The organism is Pseudomonas palmensis, from assembly GCF_017848315.1.
Taxonomy (GTDB): Bacteria; Pseudomonadota; Gammaproteobacteria; order Pseudomonadales; family Pseudomonadaceae; genus Aquipseudomonas; species Aquipseudomonas palmensis.
In genome coordinates this window covers 1-16,092 of sequence record NZ_JAFKEC010000033.1, presented here as the reverse complement: position 1 = coordinate 16,092, position 16,092 = coordinate 1, and the positions used below count along the sequence as shown (strand labels likewise).

The 16,092-nt window shown below is 69.3% G+C and carries 11 protein-coding genes; 7 read left to right on the top strand and 4 right to left on the bottom strand.

Features of this window, described 5'->3' with window-relative positions:
* Nucleotides 1-24 precede the first annotated feature (24 nt).
* On the top strand, nt 25-846 hold the full coding sequence (locus tag JZZ72_RS17155; RefSeq protein ID WP_043862942.1) for an aldo/keto reductase: 822 nt from the start codon (nt 25-27) through the stop codon (nt 844-846).
* Here the strand turns inward: JZZ72_RS17155 and JZZ72_RS17150 are convergent, their stop codons facing one another.
* The 4 genes from JZZ72_RS17150 to lexA are packed head-to-tail and all read right to left on the bottom strand — an operon-like array spanning nt 847 to nt 6,580.
* Complete coding sequence (locus JZZ72_RS17150) at nt 847-3,945, bottom strand: error-prone DNA polymerase (protein WP_196932378.1); 3,099 nt, start codon at nt 3,943-3,945, stop codon at nt 847-849.
* Nucleotides 3,921-5,339, bottom strand: a complete 1,419-nt coding sequence (locus tag JZZ72_RS17145; RefSeq protein WP_043862944.1) for a Y-family DNA polymerase — start codon at nt 5,337-5,339, stop codon at nt 3,921-3,923. Before JZZ72_RS17145 ends, JZZ72_RS17150 begins: the two co-directional genes overlap by 25 nt.
* 6 nt (nt 5,340-5,345) lie before the next feature.
* Complete coding sequence (gene imuA, locus JZZ72_RS17140) at nt 5,346-5,963, bottom strand: translesion DNA synthesis-associated protein ImuA (protein WP_043862945.1); 618 nt, start codon at nt 5,961-5,963, stop codon at nt 5,346-5,348.
* A complete protein-coding gene (lexA, locus tag JZZ72_RS17135) occupies nt 5,963-6,580 on the bottom strand; it encodes a transcriptional repressor LexA (RefSeq protein ID WP_043862946.1) in 618 nt (205 codons plus the stop codon). The genes imuA and lexA overlap by 1 nt, the downstream gene beginning before the upstream one ends.
* Nucleotides 6,581-6,671: 91 nt before the next feature.
* Between lexA and JZZ72_RS17130 the strand changes: the two genes are divergently transcribed.
* The 6 genes from JZZ72_RS17130 to JZZ72_RS17105 all read left to right on the top strand — a co-directional run.
* On the top strand, nt 6,672-7,328 hold the full coding sequence (locus JZZ72_RS17130; protein WP_210014753.1) for an HAD family hydrolase: 657 nt from the start codon (nt 6,672-6,674) through the stop codon (nt 7,326-7,328).
* Nucleotides 7,329-7,758: 430 nt separating this feature from the next.
* Nucleotides 7,759-9,321: a glycogen synthase GlgA gene (glgA, locus tag JZZ72_RS17125; RefSeq protein WP_210014752.1), complete on the top strand. Its 1,563-nt coding sequence runs from the start codon at nt 7,759-7,761 to the stop codon at nt 9,319-9,321.
* A gap of 13 nt (nt 9,322-9,334) precedes the next feature.
* Nucleotides 9,335-11,107 carry a malto-oligosyltrehalose trehalohydrolase gene (treZ, locus tag JZZ72_RS17120; protein ID WP_043862949.1) on the top strand — a complete coding sequence of 591 codons (1,773 nt, stop codon included), beginning with the start codon at nt 9,335-9,337 and terminating at the stop codon, nt 11,105-11,107.
* Complete coding sequence (malQ, locus tag JZZ72_RS17115; RefSeq protein ID WP_054915393.1) at nt 11,100-13,172, top strand: 4-alpha-glucanotransferase; 2,073 nt, start codon at nt 11,100-11,102, stop codon at nt 13,170-13,172. Before treZ ends, malQ begins: the two co-directional genes overlap by 8 nt.
* Complete coding sequence (locus JZZ72_RS17110) at nt 13,169-15,973, top strand: malto-oligosyltrehalose synthase (protein ID WP_210014751.1); 2,805 nt, start codon at nt 13,169-13,171, stop codon at nt 15,971-15,973. The genes malQ and JZZ72_RS17110 overlap by 4 nt, the downstream gene beginning before the upstream one ends.
* A partial coding sequence (locus JZZ72_RS17105; protein WP_210014759.1) for a DUF2934 domain-containing protein occupies nt 15,970-16,092 on the top strand: 123 nt, incomplete at its 3' end. The genes JZZ72_RS17110 and JZZ72_RS17105, both read left to right, overlap by 4 nt.

Here is a 16,092-nt window from a genome sequence, read left to right as displayed (position 1 = left end):
CTCCCCACTTTGCAGGAGCCTTCCATGCGTACGCTCGAACTCGGCGACTCCACCGTACCCGTCATCGGCCAGGGCACCTGGTACATGGGCGAAGACCCCGGCCAGCAGAAAGCCGAGGTCGCCGCCCTGCAGCACGGCATCGACCTGGGCCTGACGTTGATCGACACCGCCGAAATGTATGCCGAGGGCGGCGCCGAGCGGGTGGTGGGCCAGGCCATCCAGGGGCGTCGCGAGCAGGTCTGCGTGGTCAGCAAGGTGTACCCGCACAACGCCAGCCGCAGCGGCATCCCCGCCGCCTGCGAGCGCAGCCTGCAGCGCCTGGGCACCGACCATATCGACCTGTACCTGCTGCACTGGCGCGGCCAGTACCCGCTGGAGGAAACCGTCGAAGCCTTCGAGCGCCTGCGCGAGGCCGGCAAGATCCGGCGCTGGGGCGTGTCCAACTTCGATACCGATGACCTGCGCGAGCTGGACAACCCGGCCTGCGCCACCAACCAGGTGCTGTACAACCCCGAGCAGCGCGGCATCGAGTTCGACCTGCTGCCCTACAGCCACAAGCGCCACTTGCCAACCATGGCCTACTGCCCGCTGGCCCAGGCCGGACGCCTGCTCAAAAACGCGACCCTCAACCAGATCGCCGAACGCCATGGCGCCACCGCGGCCCAGGTGGCGCTGGCCTGGGTAACCCGTGAAGACGGCGTGATCGCGATCCCCAAGGCGGTGGACAAACGCCATGTGCAGCTCAATGCCGCCGCGGCCAGCCTGACCTTGAGCAGCGAAGACCTGCGCGCCATCGACCGCGCCTTCCCGCCGCCCACCCGCAAGCAGCGCCTGGCGATGGTGTGATCAGCGAAAGTCGCGGCTGCGCACATCCAGCCCGTGCAACAGCGGGCTGAGGTCTTCCAGGCGCTTCGCTATCAGGTGGCGCACACCGTCGGCGCATTCGAGCGTACCCATCACCCGCAGCAGCTGCGAGCCCACCAGCACCCGGCGCTGACGCTCGGCCAGCTCGCGCCACACCACCACGTTGACCATGCCGAACTCATCCTCCAGGGTCACGAAGGTCACGCCGCTGGCAGTGCCTGGCCGCTGGCGCCCGGTGACCAGCCCCGCCACGCTCACCGCATCGCCGTGTTCGGCCCCCTCCAGGGCCTGCGAACTGCGACAGCCCAGGCCATTCAGGCGTCGGCGCAGCAGGCTCAGCGGGTGCGGGCCCAATGTGGTGCCGACGCTGGCATAGTCGGCAAACAGGTCCTCGCCCACGCTGGGCACCGGCAGGTTCACCGGCGCTTCACGGGGCGGCTCCACCCCGGCGAACAGCGGCAGTTGCGCCTGCACCGCCGCCACTTCCCAGCGCGCCTGATAACGGTGCCCGGCCAGGGCGCCCAGGGCCCCGGCATCGGCCAGCAGCGCCCGCGCCCGCGCATCCAGGCCGGCACGCAGGCACAGGTCGGCCACATCGCCGAACGCCCGCTGCGCCCTGGCCTGTGCCAGGCGCAGGGCATCGTCCTGGCGAAAGCCGCGCACCTGGCGCAGGCCAAGGCGCAGCGCCAGTTCATCGCCGCCCACCGGCTCCAGGCTGCAGTCCCACTGGCTGTGCTGCACATCCACCGGGCGAATCTGGATGCGGTGGCGGCGCGCGTCCTGCAGGATCTGGTCCGGGCTGTAGAAGCCCATCGGCCAGCTGTTGATCAGCGCACAGGCGAAGATCGCCGGCTCGTGGCACTTGAGCCAGCAACTGGCGTAGGTCAGCAAGGCAAAGCTGGCCGCGTGGGACTCGGGGAACCCGTAGCTGCCAAAGCCCTTGATCTGCTCGAAGATGCGCTCGGCGAACTCGACGCTGTAGCCGTTGTTCAGCATGCCCCGGGTCAGCCGCTCGCGGTGTGGCTCCAGCCCGCCGTGACGTTTCCAGGCGGCCATCGAACGGCGCAACTGGTCGGCCTCGCCTGCCGTATAGTCGGCAGCCACCATGGCCAGCTCCATCACCTGCTCCTGAAACAGCGGCACGCCCAGGGTGCGCTCGAAGACCTTCTTCAGCGCATCCGACGGGTAGGTCACCTGCTCCTGCTTGTTACGCCGGCGCAGGTACGGGTGCACCATGTCGCCCTGGATCGGCCCGGGGCGCACGATGGCCACCTCGATGACCAGGTCGTAGAACTCGCGTGGCTTGAGCCGCGGCAGCATGGCCATCTGCGCCCGTGACTCGATCTGGAACACCCCCACGGTATCGGCACGGCCGATCATGTCGTAGGTGGGGACATCGTCCGGCGGCAGGGTAGCGATGGTCAGCTCGCGCCCGCGGTGGTAGCGCACCAGGTCGAAGCAGCGGCGCAAGGCGCTGAGCATGCCCAGGGCCAGGATATCGACCTTGAGCAGGCCGACCATGTCCAGGTCGTCCTTGTCCCACTGGATCACCGTGCGTTCGTCCATGGCGGCGTTCTCCACCGGCACCAGGGTGTCCAGTGGCTGCTCGGAAATCACGAAGCCACCAGGGTGCTGCGACAGGTGCCGGGGGAAGCCGATCAGCTCGCCGGTCAAGGTCAGTACCCGGTGCAGCAGCGGGCTGTCGGGGTCGAAACCGGCTTCGCGCAACCGCTCCGGCGGCGGGATGCGGTCGGTCCAGCGCCCGCAGCAATCGGCCAGGGCGTTGATCTGGTCGGGCGGCAGCCCCAGCACCCGGGCAATGTCGCGCACCGCCCCGGCGGCATGGTAGGTGCTGGCCACGGCCGTCAGGGCGGCGCGGTGGCGGCCATAGCGGTTGAACACGTATTGCAGCACCTCTTCGCGCCGTTCGTGCTCGAAGTCCACGTCGATGTCCGGCGGCTCGTCGCGTTCACGCGATAAAAAGCGCTCGAACAGCAGGTGCGTGCGGGTCGGGTCCAGCTCGGTGATGCCCAGCACGAAGCACACCACCGAGTTGGCTGCCGAGCCCCGGCCCTGGCACAGAATGCCCTGGCCACGGGCAAAATGAACGATGTCGTAGACGGTCAGGAAGTAGCTCTCGTAACCCAGCTCGGCGATCAGTGCCAGTTCGTGTTCGAGGGTCTGGCGCACGGCCGGCTCGATTCCCCCCGGCCAGCGCCACGGCACCTGGCGTTCGCACAGCGTGCGCAGCCAGCCGGTCGGCGTGTACCCCTCGGGCACCACTTCGCGCGGGTACTGGTAGCGCAACTGGCCGAGGTCGAAGGTGCAGCGCCGGGCAATCTCCAGGGTGGCCTCAAGCAGGTGGGCCGGGTACAGCTCGGCCAGCTGCGCCAGGGGCCGCAGGTGCCGCTCGCCATTGGCGAACAGGTGCTGCCCGGCACCGGCCACGGTGCTGTGATGGCGCAGCGCGCTCATGCAGTCCTGCAGCGCGCGCCGCCCACGCGCATGCATGTGCACGTCGCCACAGGCCACGGCGCGCAGGTTCAGGCTCGCGGCCAACCCCTGCAGTTGTTGCAGGCGCTGTTGATCGTCGGCACCGCGATGCAGTTGCACCGCCAGCCACAGGCGCTCGCCGAACACCTCGCGCAGCCACAGGCCGGGGCCGGCCTGCAACGGCTCGTCCGGCACCCACAGCGCCAGCAGGCCGTGCAGCGGGCCGGCGAAGTCTTCGCGCAGCAGCTGGTATTCGCCCTTTTTCGCCCGGCGCCGCGCCAGGGTGATGAGCCGACACAGGTGCTGGTAGCCGCTCAGGTTTTCGACCAGCAGCACCAGCCTGGGGCCGTCGTGCACCCGCACCTCGCTGCCGACGATCAGCTTGAGGCCCGTCTCCCTGGCCGCCTGCCAGGCGCGCACGATACCGGCCAGGGTGCATTCGTCGGTGATCGCCAGGGCCTGGTAGCCCTGCTGGTGCGCCCGCTCGAACAGCTCGCGGGCACTCGAGGCCCCGCGCTGGAAGGTGAAGTTCGACAGGCAGTGCAGCTCGGCATAGCCCACGCTCATGCGAACCAGCCCTGCAGCCACAACGGCCCGCCTTCGCCCAATGGCCGGTAGGCCCAGCCGCGCTGGCCAGCCGGGGTTTCGACCAGGTAGTAGTCACGCCGTACATCGCCGCCATCCCACCAGCCGGATTCGATCCGCTCGGGCCCGGCCAGCAGGCGCAGGCCCTCGGGCGCCAAGGCCTGCGGCTCGGCCAGCAGCCAGCCCGGGCGCGGCGGCCCACCCGGCGCACGGGCCAGCGGCGGGGCGCCGCCTGCCGCCTGCCAGGCGCACTCGGGGCGGTGGTCGGCAAAAGCCTGCACAGCCCGCACGCTCTCATCGCCCAGGCGTGCACGCAAACGCTCGCGCAGTTGCTCCCAGCCCTGTTGCTGCTGGGGCCGCGCATTGAACAGCTCGCCCGGTTGCGGCACGAACGCCGGCAGGTCGTCGGCCACCAGGCGCACGCTGCGCACCGGTGCGGGCAGGCTCAACTGCTCCAGGCGCCCGCGTGCCAGCTCGAACAGCATGCCCGCCTCGCGTTCGGCGGCCAGCAGGCCGACCACCACCGGCGTGGCGACGCCCCGGGCATGTTCCAGGTGCAGGGTAAAACGCTGCACGCCGCCGTCACGGCTGGCCAGGAACGCCGCCAGGTCGGCAATCAGCCGGCGCAACGGAAACAACAGCGCCTGGTGCGATTCCACATCGAAGTTGAGTTCCAGCCGCGCCTCGAACCGGTCCGGCGGCCGGTAGCACGCCAGCGCCATGGGGCGCAGGCCCAGCAGGCGATCCAGGTGCACCTGCACGCTGGCGGCAAAACGCCTGGCCAGGGTGTCGCGCGGCAACCCCAGCACCTGCCCAAGGTCGCGCAGGCCCATGCGCGACAAGGCCGTGGCGGCCTCCACCGGCAGGCCGATGCGGTCCACGGGCATCTGCGCAAGGGCGGCGCGGGTGGCCTGGGCGTCGTTCAGTGCCAGCCCGTCATGGGCGTTGGCCAGCATGCGCGCCGCCACCGGGTTGCTGGCCAGCACGATGCGATGACGCAGCCCCAGCTCGCCCAGCTCCTTGCGCAGGCGGGCCTCGAACAGCGGCCAGGGCCCGAACAGGCCCAGGCTGGATTCGACTTCGAGCAACACGGTGCGTGGGTAATGCAGGCTGACCTGCGAACTGAACTGGTAGGCCCAGGCGGCCAGCAATTGCTGCAACTGCTCGACCGCCGCCGGGTCATGCTCGACGCAGGTAAAACTGCTGGCCAGCGCCTGCGCGGTGCTCAGGCTCTGCCCGGCGCGCAGCCCCAGGGCCCGGGCCGCCGGGTTGACCGCCTGCAACACGCGCCGCTGCGCCGGGCCGCTGAGCAGCACCAGCGGCGCCTGGGGGTCGTCGCGACCGCGCAGCACGCTGTCGAGTGCCAGTTGCGGCAGCAGGATGCAGGCCCACAGCATCGCCCATCACCCTCGCCCGGCCATGGCGATCGGGGTGGCCGGGGCCAGCCCGCCACGGCACTTGAGCACCCGCCACTGCGCCGGGTGCAGGTCGACGGCAATGCGCAGCGCGGCCGGCGACGGGTTGAGTGCCGCCTGCTGCGGGCGGCAGGCAAAGGCCAGGGTCTGGCCGGTTTCGGCAGCCACCTGCAGGCGGCGCAAGGCGCGGTCGTCGACCTGCTGCGGCCAGCACAGCACCGCGCCGCAACTGCCCGAGCGCAGGCACTGCTCGGCGGCCCACAGGGCCTCGACGCGGGAGGCCTGGATCAGCGACAGCCAGCGCAGGTCGACACCGGCTGCCAGCCAGGCGGGCGGGTACGGAATGAACGGCGGCGCCACCAGCACCACCCGTTCGCCGCTGGCAGTCAGGCGCGCCAGGCTCGGCCAGAGCAGGTGCAACTCGCCGGCGCCCTCGGCAGCCAGCAGCAGTTCGCTGAGCGCACCCGGTGGCCAGCCGCCGCCGGGCAGCACTGCGTCCAGCGCGGCATGCCCGGTGGGTTGCAGGCCCCGGGGCTGGGCCAGCGGGCGCCCCTTCCAGACCCGCCGCTCGTCGAGCAGCCCGTCGAGGCTGACCACCGCGCCCATCAGTCGCGCCTCAACAGGCCGCAGAACACCCCTTCGATCACGAAGTCGCGTTCTGGCCCCACGTCTATCGGTGCATAGGCCGGGTTGCGCGGCAGCAGGCGGTAGTGCGTGCCTGCGCGCTGGAAGCGCTTGATGGTGACCTCGCCATCGAGCCGGGCCACCACGATCTGCCCGTCGCGGGCATCGGGCTGCTGGTGAATGCCCACCAGGTCGCCGTCGAAGATACCGTCGTCGATCATCGAGTCGCCGCGCACCTTCAGCAGGTAGGTGGGGGTACGGCTGAACAGGTGCGCATCGAGCATCAGCTGTTCGTGGATGTCCACGTCGGGCCCGATCGGGCGGCCGGCGGCCACCTGGCCCAGTACCGGGATCTCCAGCACCTCGGGGCGGCGCAGCGCACCGGCCAGGCGGATGCTGCGCGCCTGGTTGGGGGTGACCTCGATCAAGCCGGCCTCGCACAGCGCCTGGATGTGCTTGCGCGCCACGCTGCGCGAGGCAAAACCGAAGGCCTGGGCGATGTCGGCCAGGCTCGGGGGCTGCCCTTGCTGCGCGATGCGGTCGCGGATGAAGGTCAGGATGGCGGCACGTTTGGGCGATAGTCTGTTCATGGAGCACATTTGTACTCTTTTCGGGTTTATCTGACCAGCCCCGCTGATCGCCACGGCAAAATGGTTATGATGGCCCGCCGTGCAATGGAAACCGCGCCCCATGCTTGAAGCCCTGCTGTTCGACCTCGATGGCACCCTGACCGACACCGATACCCTGCATTTGCAGGCACTGCAGCAGTTGCTGCGTGAGCAGGGTCGCGAACTGAGCGAGGCCGAGTTCGACGCCCACGTCAGTGGCCGGGCCAACGCCGACATGTGCCGCTACCTGTTCCCCGGGCGCCCGGTGGCCGAGCATGAGGCATTCGCCGACCGCAAGGAGGCGCGCTTTCGCGCGCTGTCGCCGACCTTGCAGCCCACTGCCGGCCTCGAACGCCTGCTGGCGCATGCCGAGCGCCGCGGCATCGGCATGGCCGTGGTCACCAATGCGCCACGGGCCAATGCGCAGCACATGCTGGTAGCCATGGGCCTGGCCGAGCGCTTCGAGCATGTGCTGGTGGCCGAGGAACTGGCACGGGCCAAGCCCGATCCCCTGCCCTACCTCACCGGCCTGGAGCGCCTGGGGGCCAGGGCAGACCATGCGCTGGCGTTCGAGGATTCGGTGCCGGGCGTGACGGCAGCGAGCCGCGCGGGGATCCTTACCGTGGGCCTGTCGACCAGCCAGGCGCCACAGCTGCTGCTGGAGGCCGGTGCGCAGCTGGTGGTGAAGAACTTCGACGATGAGCGCCTGTGGCAACTGATTGCGCAGATGAGCGGCTGAAGCCACCCACCGCGCCGGTTTCGCCAGCCAGGCTGGCACGCGCACCATCGGGGGTCACCTTCGAGCGGTGCACGCTCGCTGTCGGTGCACCCCTGTGCCGGCCAATTCACAAAACATGACCAACGGGTCACATTTATCCCGCCCCTCTCCTACACTGTTCAATCGACCTGATACCGTCCGGAAAACTCGATCGAAAATAGTCGAAACTTCTGCAAACCCGGTAGGTCAGCAACTAAGTAGGCCAACGACTCTGGTTACCCAGGCGCAGCCCACCCCCCACTCGTCAGCACGCCATCGGCAGGAGCGCCGGCTGGCGTAGCGCTTGCACGTGTGTCCGGGGCGTTTCACCGCATCACATGACATAGCGAGAACAACAGTACAGACATGCAGCGGGTGGGATACGCCCGCAGAACAAGGGACGGAGACAAGTATGATCAGCGCCGCTGTCGAACCTCATGCAGAGCATTTCAACCCGGATACCAGCGCGCAGGTGCGTGCTTCCCAGATCGTCACGACAGCCAAGGCCCCTGCCCTCGATACCCGGCGCAACCCGAACAAGCGCAAGGTGCTGTTCGTGACCTCGGAAATCGCCGACCTGGTCAAGACCGGCGGCCTGGGCGACGTCTCCGCCGCCCTGCCCCGCGCCATGCGCCACCTGCACGATGTACGCGTGCTGATCCCCGGCTACCCGCAGGTACTCGAAAGCGACAACCCGATCCACCTGGTGGGCGAGCTGGGCGGCCATGCCGCACTGCCCCCGTGCAAGATCGGGCGCATGGACCTGGCCGACGGCCTGGTCATCTATGTACTGATCTGCCCCGAGCTGTACCAGCGCGAAGGTACCCCCTACGGCGCCAACAATGGCCGTGACTGGCCCGACAACCATATCCGCTTCGCCCGCCTGGGCCTGGCCGCCGCCGAAATCGCCGCGGGCGAGGGCATGGTGCACTGGAAGCCCGATCTGGTGCACGCCCACGACTGGCCTGCCGGCCTGGCCCCGGCCTACATGCACTGGCGCGGCCTGAACACCCCCACCCTGTTCACCATCCACAACCTGGCCTACCAGGGTGTGGTCAGCCGCGGCTGCTGCCCGGAACTGGCGATTCCCGAACACGCCCTGCAACAGGAAGGCATGGAGTTCTACGGCAAGCTGTCGTTTCTCAAGGCCGGCCTGGCCTACTCCAGCCACATCACCACGGTCAGCGCCACCTATGCCCGGGAAATCACCACCCCGGCCTTCGGCTGCGGGCTCGACGGTTTTCTTGGCAGCAAGGCGCAGCAGGGCCTGCTCAGCGGCATCCCCAACGGCATCGACGAAAGCTGGGATTCGGCCACCGACACCCACCTGACCCACCGCTTCAGCATCAACGACTGGGAAGGCAAGGCGGCCAACAGCAGCCAGGTGCGCGAGCTGTTCGAGCTGGAGCCCTCCACCGGCCCGCTGTTCGCCGTGGTCTCGCGCCTGGTGTACCAGAAGGGCCTGGACCTGACCCTGGGGGTGGCCGAGTACATCGTCGAACAGGGCGGCCAGATCGCCATCATCGGCCGCGGCGAACCGGAGGAAGAGCAAGCCATGCGCGAGCTGGCCAGCCGCTTCCCGGGCCGCGTGGGGGTGCGCATCGGCTTCAACGAGACCGACGCACGGCGCATGTTCGCCGGCAGCGACTTTCTGCTGATGCCCTCGCGCTACGAGCCCTGCGGCCTGAGCCAGATGTACGCGCAGCGCTTCGGCTCGCTGCCGGTGGCGCGCAACACCGGCGGCCTGGCCGACACCATCGAGAATGGCGTCACCGGCTTTCTGTTCGACGAATCGAGCGTGGAGAGCTACCGCGAAGCACTCTCGCGGGCCTTCTACGTATACGGCAAGAAACACCTGCTCAATGCCATGCGCTGCCTGGCCATGACCCAGCCATTCAACTGGTGTCAGGCCGTGGAACCCTATGCCCACCTGTACGAGGAACTGGTGACGCGCGCCACGCTCAACGCAGGCTGAGGAGAACTGCCGTATGCCCTTCAGGTCACAGGAACACGCGACCCACGGGGCCGTGATGCTGGACAGCCACACCACCCGCTTCGCCCTCTGGGCGCCCGATGCCCGGCAGGTGGAGGTGGAATGTGAAAACGCCGCCCCGCAACCCATGCAGCGCAGTGACGACGGCTGGTTCGTGCTGCGCCTGCCCTGCCCGGCCGGTACGCGCTATCGCTACCGTATCGACGGCGACCTGTCGGTCGCCGACCCAGCCAGCCGTGCCCAGCCCGACGGCGTGCACGGCCCCAGCCAGGTGCTGGGCACCGAATATGCCTGGCAACACCCCGACTGGCAGGGCCGCCCCTGGCACGAGGCAGTCATCTATGAAGTGCACGTGGGCCTGCTGGGCGGTTACGCCGGCGTGGCCAGGCACCTGCCGCGCCTGGCCGCACTGGGAGTGACCGCCATCGAGCTGATGCCCATCGGGCAGTTTCCCGGCCAGCGCAACTGGGGCTATGACGGCGTGCTGCCGTTCGCCCCGCAAGCGAGCTATGGCACTGCGCAGCAACTCAAGGCGCTGATCGACCAGGCCCACGCGCTGGGGCTGATGGTGCTGCTGGATGTGGTGTACAACCACTTCGGCCCCGACGGCAATTACCTGCACCGTTATGCCCAGGGCTTCTTTCGCGAAGACCGGCATACGCCCTGGGGCGCGGCCATCGATTTTCGTCGCCGCCAGGTGCGCGACTTCTTCATCGAGAACGCCCTGATGTGGCTGCACGACTACCGCTTCGACGGCCTGCGCCTGGATGCGGTGCACGCCATCGACGACCCTGACTTTCTGCATGAGCTGGCCCGCCGCGTGCGCGCCAGCACCGCACCGGGCCGGCAGGTGTGGCTCACCCTCGAGAACGAGCGCAACCAGGCGCACCTGCTTCAGGAGGGCTACGACGCGCAGTGGAACGACGATGGCCACAACGCCCTGCACGTGCTGCTGACCGGCGAGCAGGAAGGCTACTACGTCGATTACCGCGAGGCGCCGCTGAACAAGCTGGCGCGTTGCCTGAGCCAGGGGTTCGTGTTCCAGGGCCAGCCGGACCGCAACGGCGAGCCGCGTGGCGAAGCCAGCGGCCACCTGCCGCCCAGTGCCTTCGTGCTGTTTCTGCAGAACCATGACCAGATCGGCAACCGCGCGCTGGGCGAGCGGCTCGAGCGCCTGTGCCCGCCCCAGGCCCTGCGCGCCGCCACCGGGCTGCTGTTGCTGGCACCGATGATCCCGCTGCTGTTCATGGGCGATGACTGGGGGTGCCGCCAGCCCTTCCTGTTCTTCACCGATCACCACGACGACCTTGCCACCGCCGTGCGCGAAGGCCGACGCGCCGAGTTCAAGGGGTTCAAGGCCTTCGCCGACCCCGAGCAACGGGCGCGCATCCCCGACCCGAACGCCGCCCAGACCTTCCTCGACTCGCAACCGCAATGGGGCGAGGACAGCGAGCAATGGGTGGCGCTGTACCGTCGCCTGCTGTACCTGCGCCACCAGCACATCATCCCGCGCCTGCCGGGCACCCGCGCCCTGGGCGCCCAGGTGGTCGACGGCCAGGGCGTGAGCGCCCGCTGGCAACTGGGCGATGGCAGCGAGCTGCGCATCGACCTCAACCTCGGCCAGCAGCCACTGGCCCTGGACCTGCCGGCCCGCGAGCGGCACCTGTTCGAAAGTTGCGAACTGCCCCCGGGCCCACCCTGCCTGCCGCCGTTGAGCTGCGTGGTGAGCCTGACCCCTTCCTGCCCCACGGAGCCTGTGCATGCCTGACCTACCCTTGCTGCAACTGGCCGAACGCGCTGGCCTGGCGGTGGACTGGATCGACGCCAACGGGCGCGCCCAGCGTGTCAGCGAACCGGTCCTGCGGCGCATCCTGGCCGCCCTTGGCCACCCGGCCGCCGACGACATCGCCATCGCCAACAGCCTCAAGGCCCTGGAAAAAGCCCACGATTCCCGTCACCTGCCGCCACTGCTGACGGTCGACCAGCACCAGCCGCTGGACCTGTCGCGCTACTTCGCGGCCAACAGCCGCTGCGAGGTGCAGCACGAGGACGGCACCCGCCAGCAGCTGCAGCTGGATGCCCAGGCCCTGCTGCCGCCAGGGCTGCCACTGGGGTATCACCAGCTGCATATCGACGCCACCACCTTCACCCTGGCCGTGGCCCCGGCGCAGTGCTACAGCCTGGCCGATGCGCTGGGCACCCCGCACCCACGGTGCTGGGGCCTGAGTGCCCAGCTGTACAGCCTGCGCCGCCCGGGCGACGGCGGGCTGGGCGACTGCCTGGCACTGGAGGGCCTGGCACGCAGCGCCGCCGAGCGTGGCGCCACGGCCCTGGCCATCAGCCCGGTGCACGCCATGTTCACCCGCAACCACCCCAGCTACAGCCCCTATTCGCCGTCCAGCCGGCTGTTTCTGAACAGCCTGTATGCCAGCCCCCAGGCGGTGATCGACGAGCGCACGGTGCGCATCACGGTCCAGGCCCTGGGCCTTGAGGCCCAGCTCGAACAGCTCGAAGGCCTGCCGTTGATCGACTGGCCACGGGCGGCCGGGGCACGCCAGCAGATATTGCAGGCGCTGTACCAGGGCTTTATCAAGGGCGAGCAACCGCAGCGCGCCGACTTCGACAGCTTTCGCCACGCCGGCGGCCAGGCGCTGGAAGACCACTGCCGCTTCGAAGCGCTGCTCGATGCCGCCGCCGAACGCGGCGAAAGCCAGGACTGGCGCCAGTGGCCGGCCGCCTGGCTCGACCCGCGCAGCGCCGAGATTGCCGCGTTTGCCGCCGACCACGTCGAGCAGATCGGCTTCTATGCCTTCTGCCAGTGGCTGATCGCGCGCAGCCTGGAGCGTGCCCAGGAAGCGGCGCGCGGCAGCGGCATGGCGGTGGGCCTGATCGCCGACCTGGCAGTGGGGGCCGACGGTACCGGCAGCCAGGCCTGGAGCCGCCAGGACGAGCTGCTGGCCGAGCTGCACGTCGGCGCCCCGCCCGACATCCTCAACCGATCGGGGCAAAGCTGGGGCATCTGCGCGTTCTCCCCCGAGGGCCTGCGCCGCAACGGCTACCGCGCCTTCATCGAGATGCTGCGGGCCAACTTCGCCCACGCCGGGGGCCTGCGCATCGACCATGTAATGGGCCTGCAGCGCCTGTGGCTGATCCCCCAGGGCGCCGCCCCCAGCGAAGGCGCCTACCTGCACTACCCACTGGACGACCTGCTGCGCCTGCTGGCCCTGGAGTCGGTGCGCCACAAGGCCATCGTGCTCGGCGAAGACCTGGGCACGGTGCCCGAAGGCCTGCGCGAAAAGCTCGCGGCCCGCGCGATCCTGGGCATGCGTGTGCTGCTGTTCGAGCAGGACCCGCCCGGGCAGTTCACCCCCATCCTCGACTGGCCCGACAACGCCCTGGCCACCACCAGCACCCACGACCTGCCCCCGCTGGCAGGCTGGCTGCAGGCTCGCGACATCGACTGGGGCCAGCGCCTGGGGGCGATCGACGCGATCACCGAGCGCGACTGGCGCGACAGCCGCCAGCATGAAATCCAGGGCCTGCGTCGCCTGCTGCACAGCAGCTACGGCGACACCAGCAGCGAAGCCGACACCCTGATCGACGCCAGCCTGCGCCTGCTCGGGCATACCCGCGCGCCGCTGGTGCTGGTACCGCTGGAAGACCTGCTGGGCGTGGACGAACAACCCAACCTGCCCGGCACCGTCGACACCCACCCCAACTGGCGCCGCCGCTTCGCGTTGCCCGCCGCACAGCTGCTGGACGACAGCGATGCGGCGCGACGCCTCGAGCTGCTGGCCCAGGCCCGTGAACAAGCCTTCGAGCGTGACCGATGAACAGCCTCACCGCCACACTGCGCCTGCAATTTCATGCCGACTTCAGCCTCGACGATGCGGTGCCGCTGGTGCCCTACTTCGCCCGGCTGGGCATCAGCCACCTGTACGCCTCGCCCCTGTTGCAGGCGCGGCCCGGTTCGCGCCACGGCTACGACGTGGTCGACCCGACCCGGGTGAGCCCCGAACTGGGTGGCGAGGCGGCGCTGGAACGCCTGGTGGCCGCGCTGCGCCAGCACGGCATGGGCCTGATCCTGGACATCGTGTCCAACCACATGGCCGTGGGCGGCGCACACAACCCCTGGTGGCAGGACCTGCTGGCCTGGGGCCGGCGCAGCCCCTACGCCGAGTTCTTCGACATCCAGTGGCATTCGCCCGACCCGTTGCTCAAAGGCCAGTTGCTGTTGCCGTTCCTGGCCAGCGACTATGGCGCGGTGCTGCAGGCCGGGGAAATCCCGCTGCGTTTCGACGCCCGCCACGGGCGCTTTCACATCGAGCACCACGAGCACCGCTTCCCGATCAGCCCGCCGGACTATGCGCGCATCCTGTGCGTCAGCGGCCACCCCGAGCTGAGCGAGCTGGGGGCACGCTTTGCCGCCTTCGAGGGCCAGCGCCACGCCCCGGCCAACGTCGAGGCGGTGCACCAGGCCCTGGCCGAACTGGCCCGCGAGCCGCGCATCGGCCAGGCCATCGAACAGGTGCTGGCCGCCTTCGACGGGCGCACCCCCAGCGGTTTCGAGCACCTGCATCAACTGCTCGAACAGCAGCACTACCGCCTGGCCAGCTGGCGCACCGCCGGTGACGACATCAACTGGCGGCGCTTTTTCGACGTCAACGAGCTGGGCGGCCTGCGCGTGGAGCGCCCGGCGGTGTTCGAGGCCACCCATGCCAAGGTGTTCGAGCTGATCGAGCGCGGCCTGGTCGACGGCCTGCGCATCGACCACATCGACGGCCTGGCCGACCCGCGCGGTTACTGCCGCAAGCTGCGCCGACGCGTCGACGGCCTGCTCCCACGCCGGCCGCTGAGCGCTGCGCTCGAGCACTTTCCGATCTACGTGGAGAAGATCCTCGGCCCCGGCGAGCGCCTGCACGACGACTGGCGGGTGGACGGCAGCACCGGCTACGAATTCATGAACCAGGTCTCGCTGCTGCAGCATGACCCGCAGGGCGAAGCCGAACTGACCGCGCTGTGGCACGACCTGAGCGAGCGCCCGGCGTTCGTCGAGGAACTGCGCCTGGCCCGCCAGCTGGTGCTCAATGCCAGCCTGGCCGGCGACTTCGAATCGGTGGCCCAGGCCCTGCTGCAGGTGGCGCGCAACGACATCATGAGCCGCGACCTGACCCTGGGTGCCATCCGCCGCGCGTTGCAGGCGCTGGTGGAGCACTACCCGGTGTACCGCACCTACATCAATGCCTGCGGGCGCCCGGCGATGGACGAGGGGTTCTTCCAGCAGGCCCTGGCCGATGCGCGTTCGAGCCTGGGCGAAGCCGACTGGCCGCTGCTGGACTACCTGCAGCGCTGGCTGGGCGGCCAGCCCTGGCGCGAGCTGGGCCCGGGGCGGGCGCGCAAGCAGTTGCGCCACGCCTGCGTGCGCTTCCAGCAGCTGACCTCGCCCACCGCCGCCAAGGCCGTCGAAGACACCGCCTTCTATCGCTCGGCGGTGCTGTTGTCGCGCAACGACGTGGGCTTCGACGCCGAGCGCTTCAGCGCACCGGCCGAGGCCTTCCATGCCAGTTGCCAGCAACGCCTGGCGCACTTCCCCGACAACCTGCTGGCCACCGCCACCCATGACCACAAGCGTGGCGAAGATTGCCGCGCACGCCTGGCGGTGATCAGCGAACGCAGCCACTGGTTCTGCCAGCGCGTGGAGCTGTGGCGTGAACTGGCCTCGCCCCTGCGCACACAACTGGCCGATGGCGTGGCACCGAGTGCCGGCGATGAACTGCTGCTGTACCAGACCCTGCTCGGCAGTTGGCCGATGACGCTGCGCTGCGATGACACCCAGGCCTTGCGCGGCTACGCCGAACGCCTGCGCCAATGGCAGCGCAAAGCCCTGCGCGAGGCCAAGCTGCGCAGCAGCTGGAGCGCCCCCAACGAGGCCTACGAACAGGCCTGCGCACGCTTCATCGACGCCCTGCTGCTGGAGCCGCAATGCCAGCAGCTGCGCCAGTCGGTGGCCGAGGCGGCGCAGGCCCTGGCCTGCCCGGGCGCGCTCAACAGCCTGGTGCAGAGCCTGCTGCGCATGACCGTGCCGGGGGTGCCCGACCTGTACCAGGGCAACGAATGCTGGGACCTGAGCCTGGTCGACCCGGACAACCGCCGCGCGGTGGACTACGCCGCGCGTCGCCAGGCCCTGGACGACAGCCTGCCCCCCGCCGAACTGCTCGGGCACTGGCAGGACGGGCGGGTCAAGCAGGCCCTGATCGCCCAGGTGCTGGAGCAGCGCCGGGCCTACCCCGAGCTGTTTCGCCACGGCCGCTACCAACCCCTGGAGGTACGCGGCAAACACGCCGAGCGGGTGCTCGCCTTTGCCCGTATCGGCGAGGCGCAACGTGCGGTGGTGGTGGTACCGCGGCTGGCCTCGGGCCTGCTGGGCAACGCCACGCAACCCTTGATCCCGGCACAGAACTGGGACGATACCCGTGTGCTTTTACCGTTCGCCTTGTGCGCTGCCAATTGCACGGGACTTTTCGCCCAGGGCGCAGTCACACCCTCTAACGAGCTGTGGCTGAGCACTGCGCTCAAAGCCTTCCCCGTCAATCTCTTCATAGAACAGACTGAGTCATCAGGAGCGTCGAGATGAGTGCTGAGGAAAAACGTATCCGCGAATTCGCCTACCAGATCTGGGAGTCGGAAGGTAAACCCGAAGGCCAGGAGGAGCGTCACTGGGAGATGGCGCGCAAGTTGGCCGAAGCCGAGGCC

Bases quoted from the DNA above. Each gene is read 5' to 3' on its own strand.
- malQ (WP_054915393.1), top strand. From the start codon at position 11,100: ATGCCTGACCTACCCTTGCTGCAACTGGCCGAACGCGCTGGCCTGGCG.
- JZZ72_RS17130 (WP_210014753.1), top strand. From the start codon at position 6,672: ATGCTTGAAGCCCTGCTGTTCGACCTCGATGGCACCCTGACCGACACC.
- glgA (WP_210014752.1), top strand. From the start codon at position 7,759: ATGATCAGCGCCGCTGTCGAACCTCATGCAGAGCATTTCAACCCGGAT.
- JZZ72_RS17155 (WP_043862942.1), top strand. From the start codon at position 25: ATGCGTACGCTCGAACTCGGCGACTCCACCGTACCCGTCATCGGCCAG.
- JZZ72_RS17110 (WP_210014751.1), top strand. From the start codon at position 13,169: ATGAACAGCCTCACCGCCACACTGCGCCTGCAATTTCATGCCGACTTC.
- treZ (WP_043862949.1), top strand. From the start codon at position 9,335: ATGCCCTTCAGGTCACAGGAACACGCGACCCACGGGGCCGTGATGCTG.
- imuA (WP_043862945.1), bottom strand. From the start codon at position 5,963: ATGGGCGCGGTGGTCAGCCTCGACGGGCTGCTCGACGAGCGGCGGGTC.
- JZZ72_RS17145 (WP_043862944.1), bottom strand. From the start codon at position 5,339: ATGCTGTGGGCCTGCATCCTGCTGCCGCAACTGGCACTCGACAGCGTG.
- lexA (WP_043862946.1), bottom strand. From the start codon at position 6,580: ATGTGCTCCATGAACAGACTATCGCCCAAACGTGCCGCCATCCTGACC.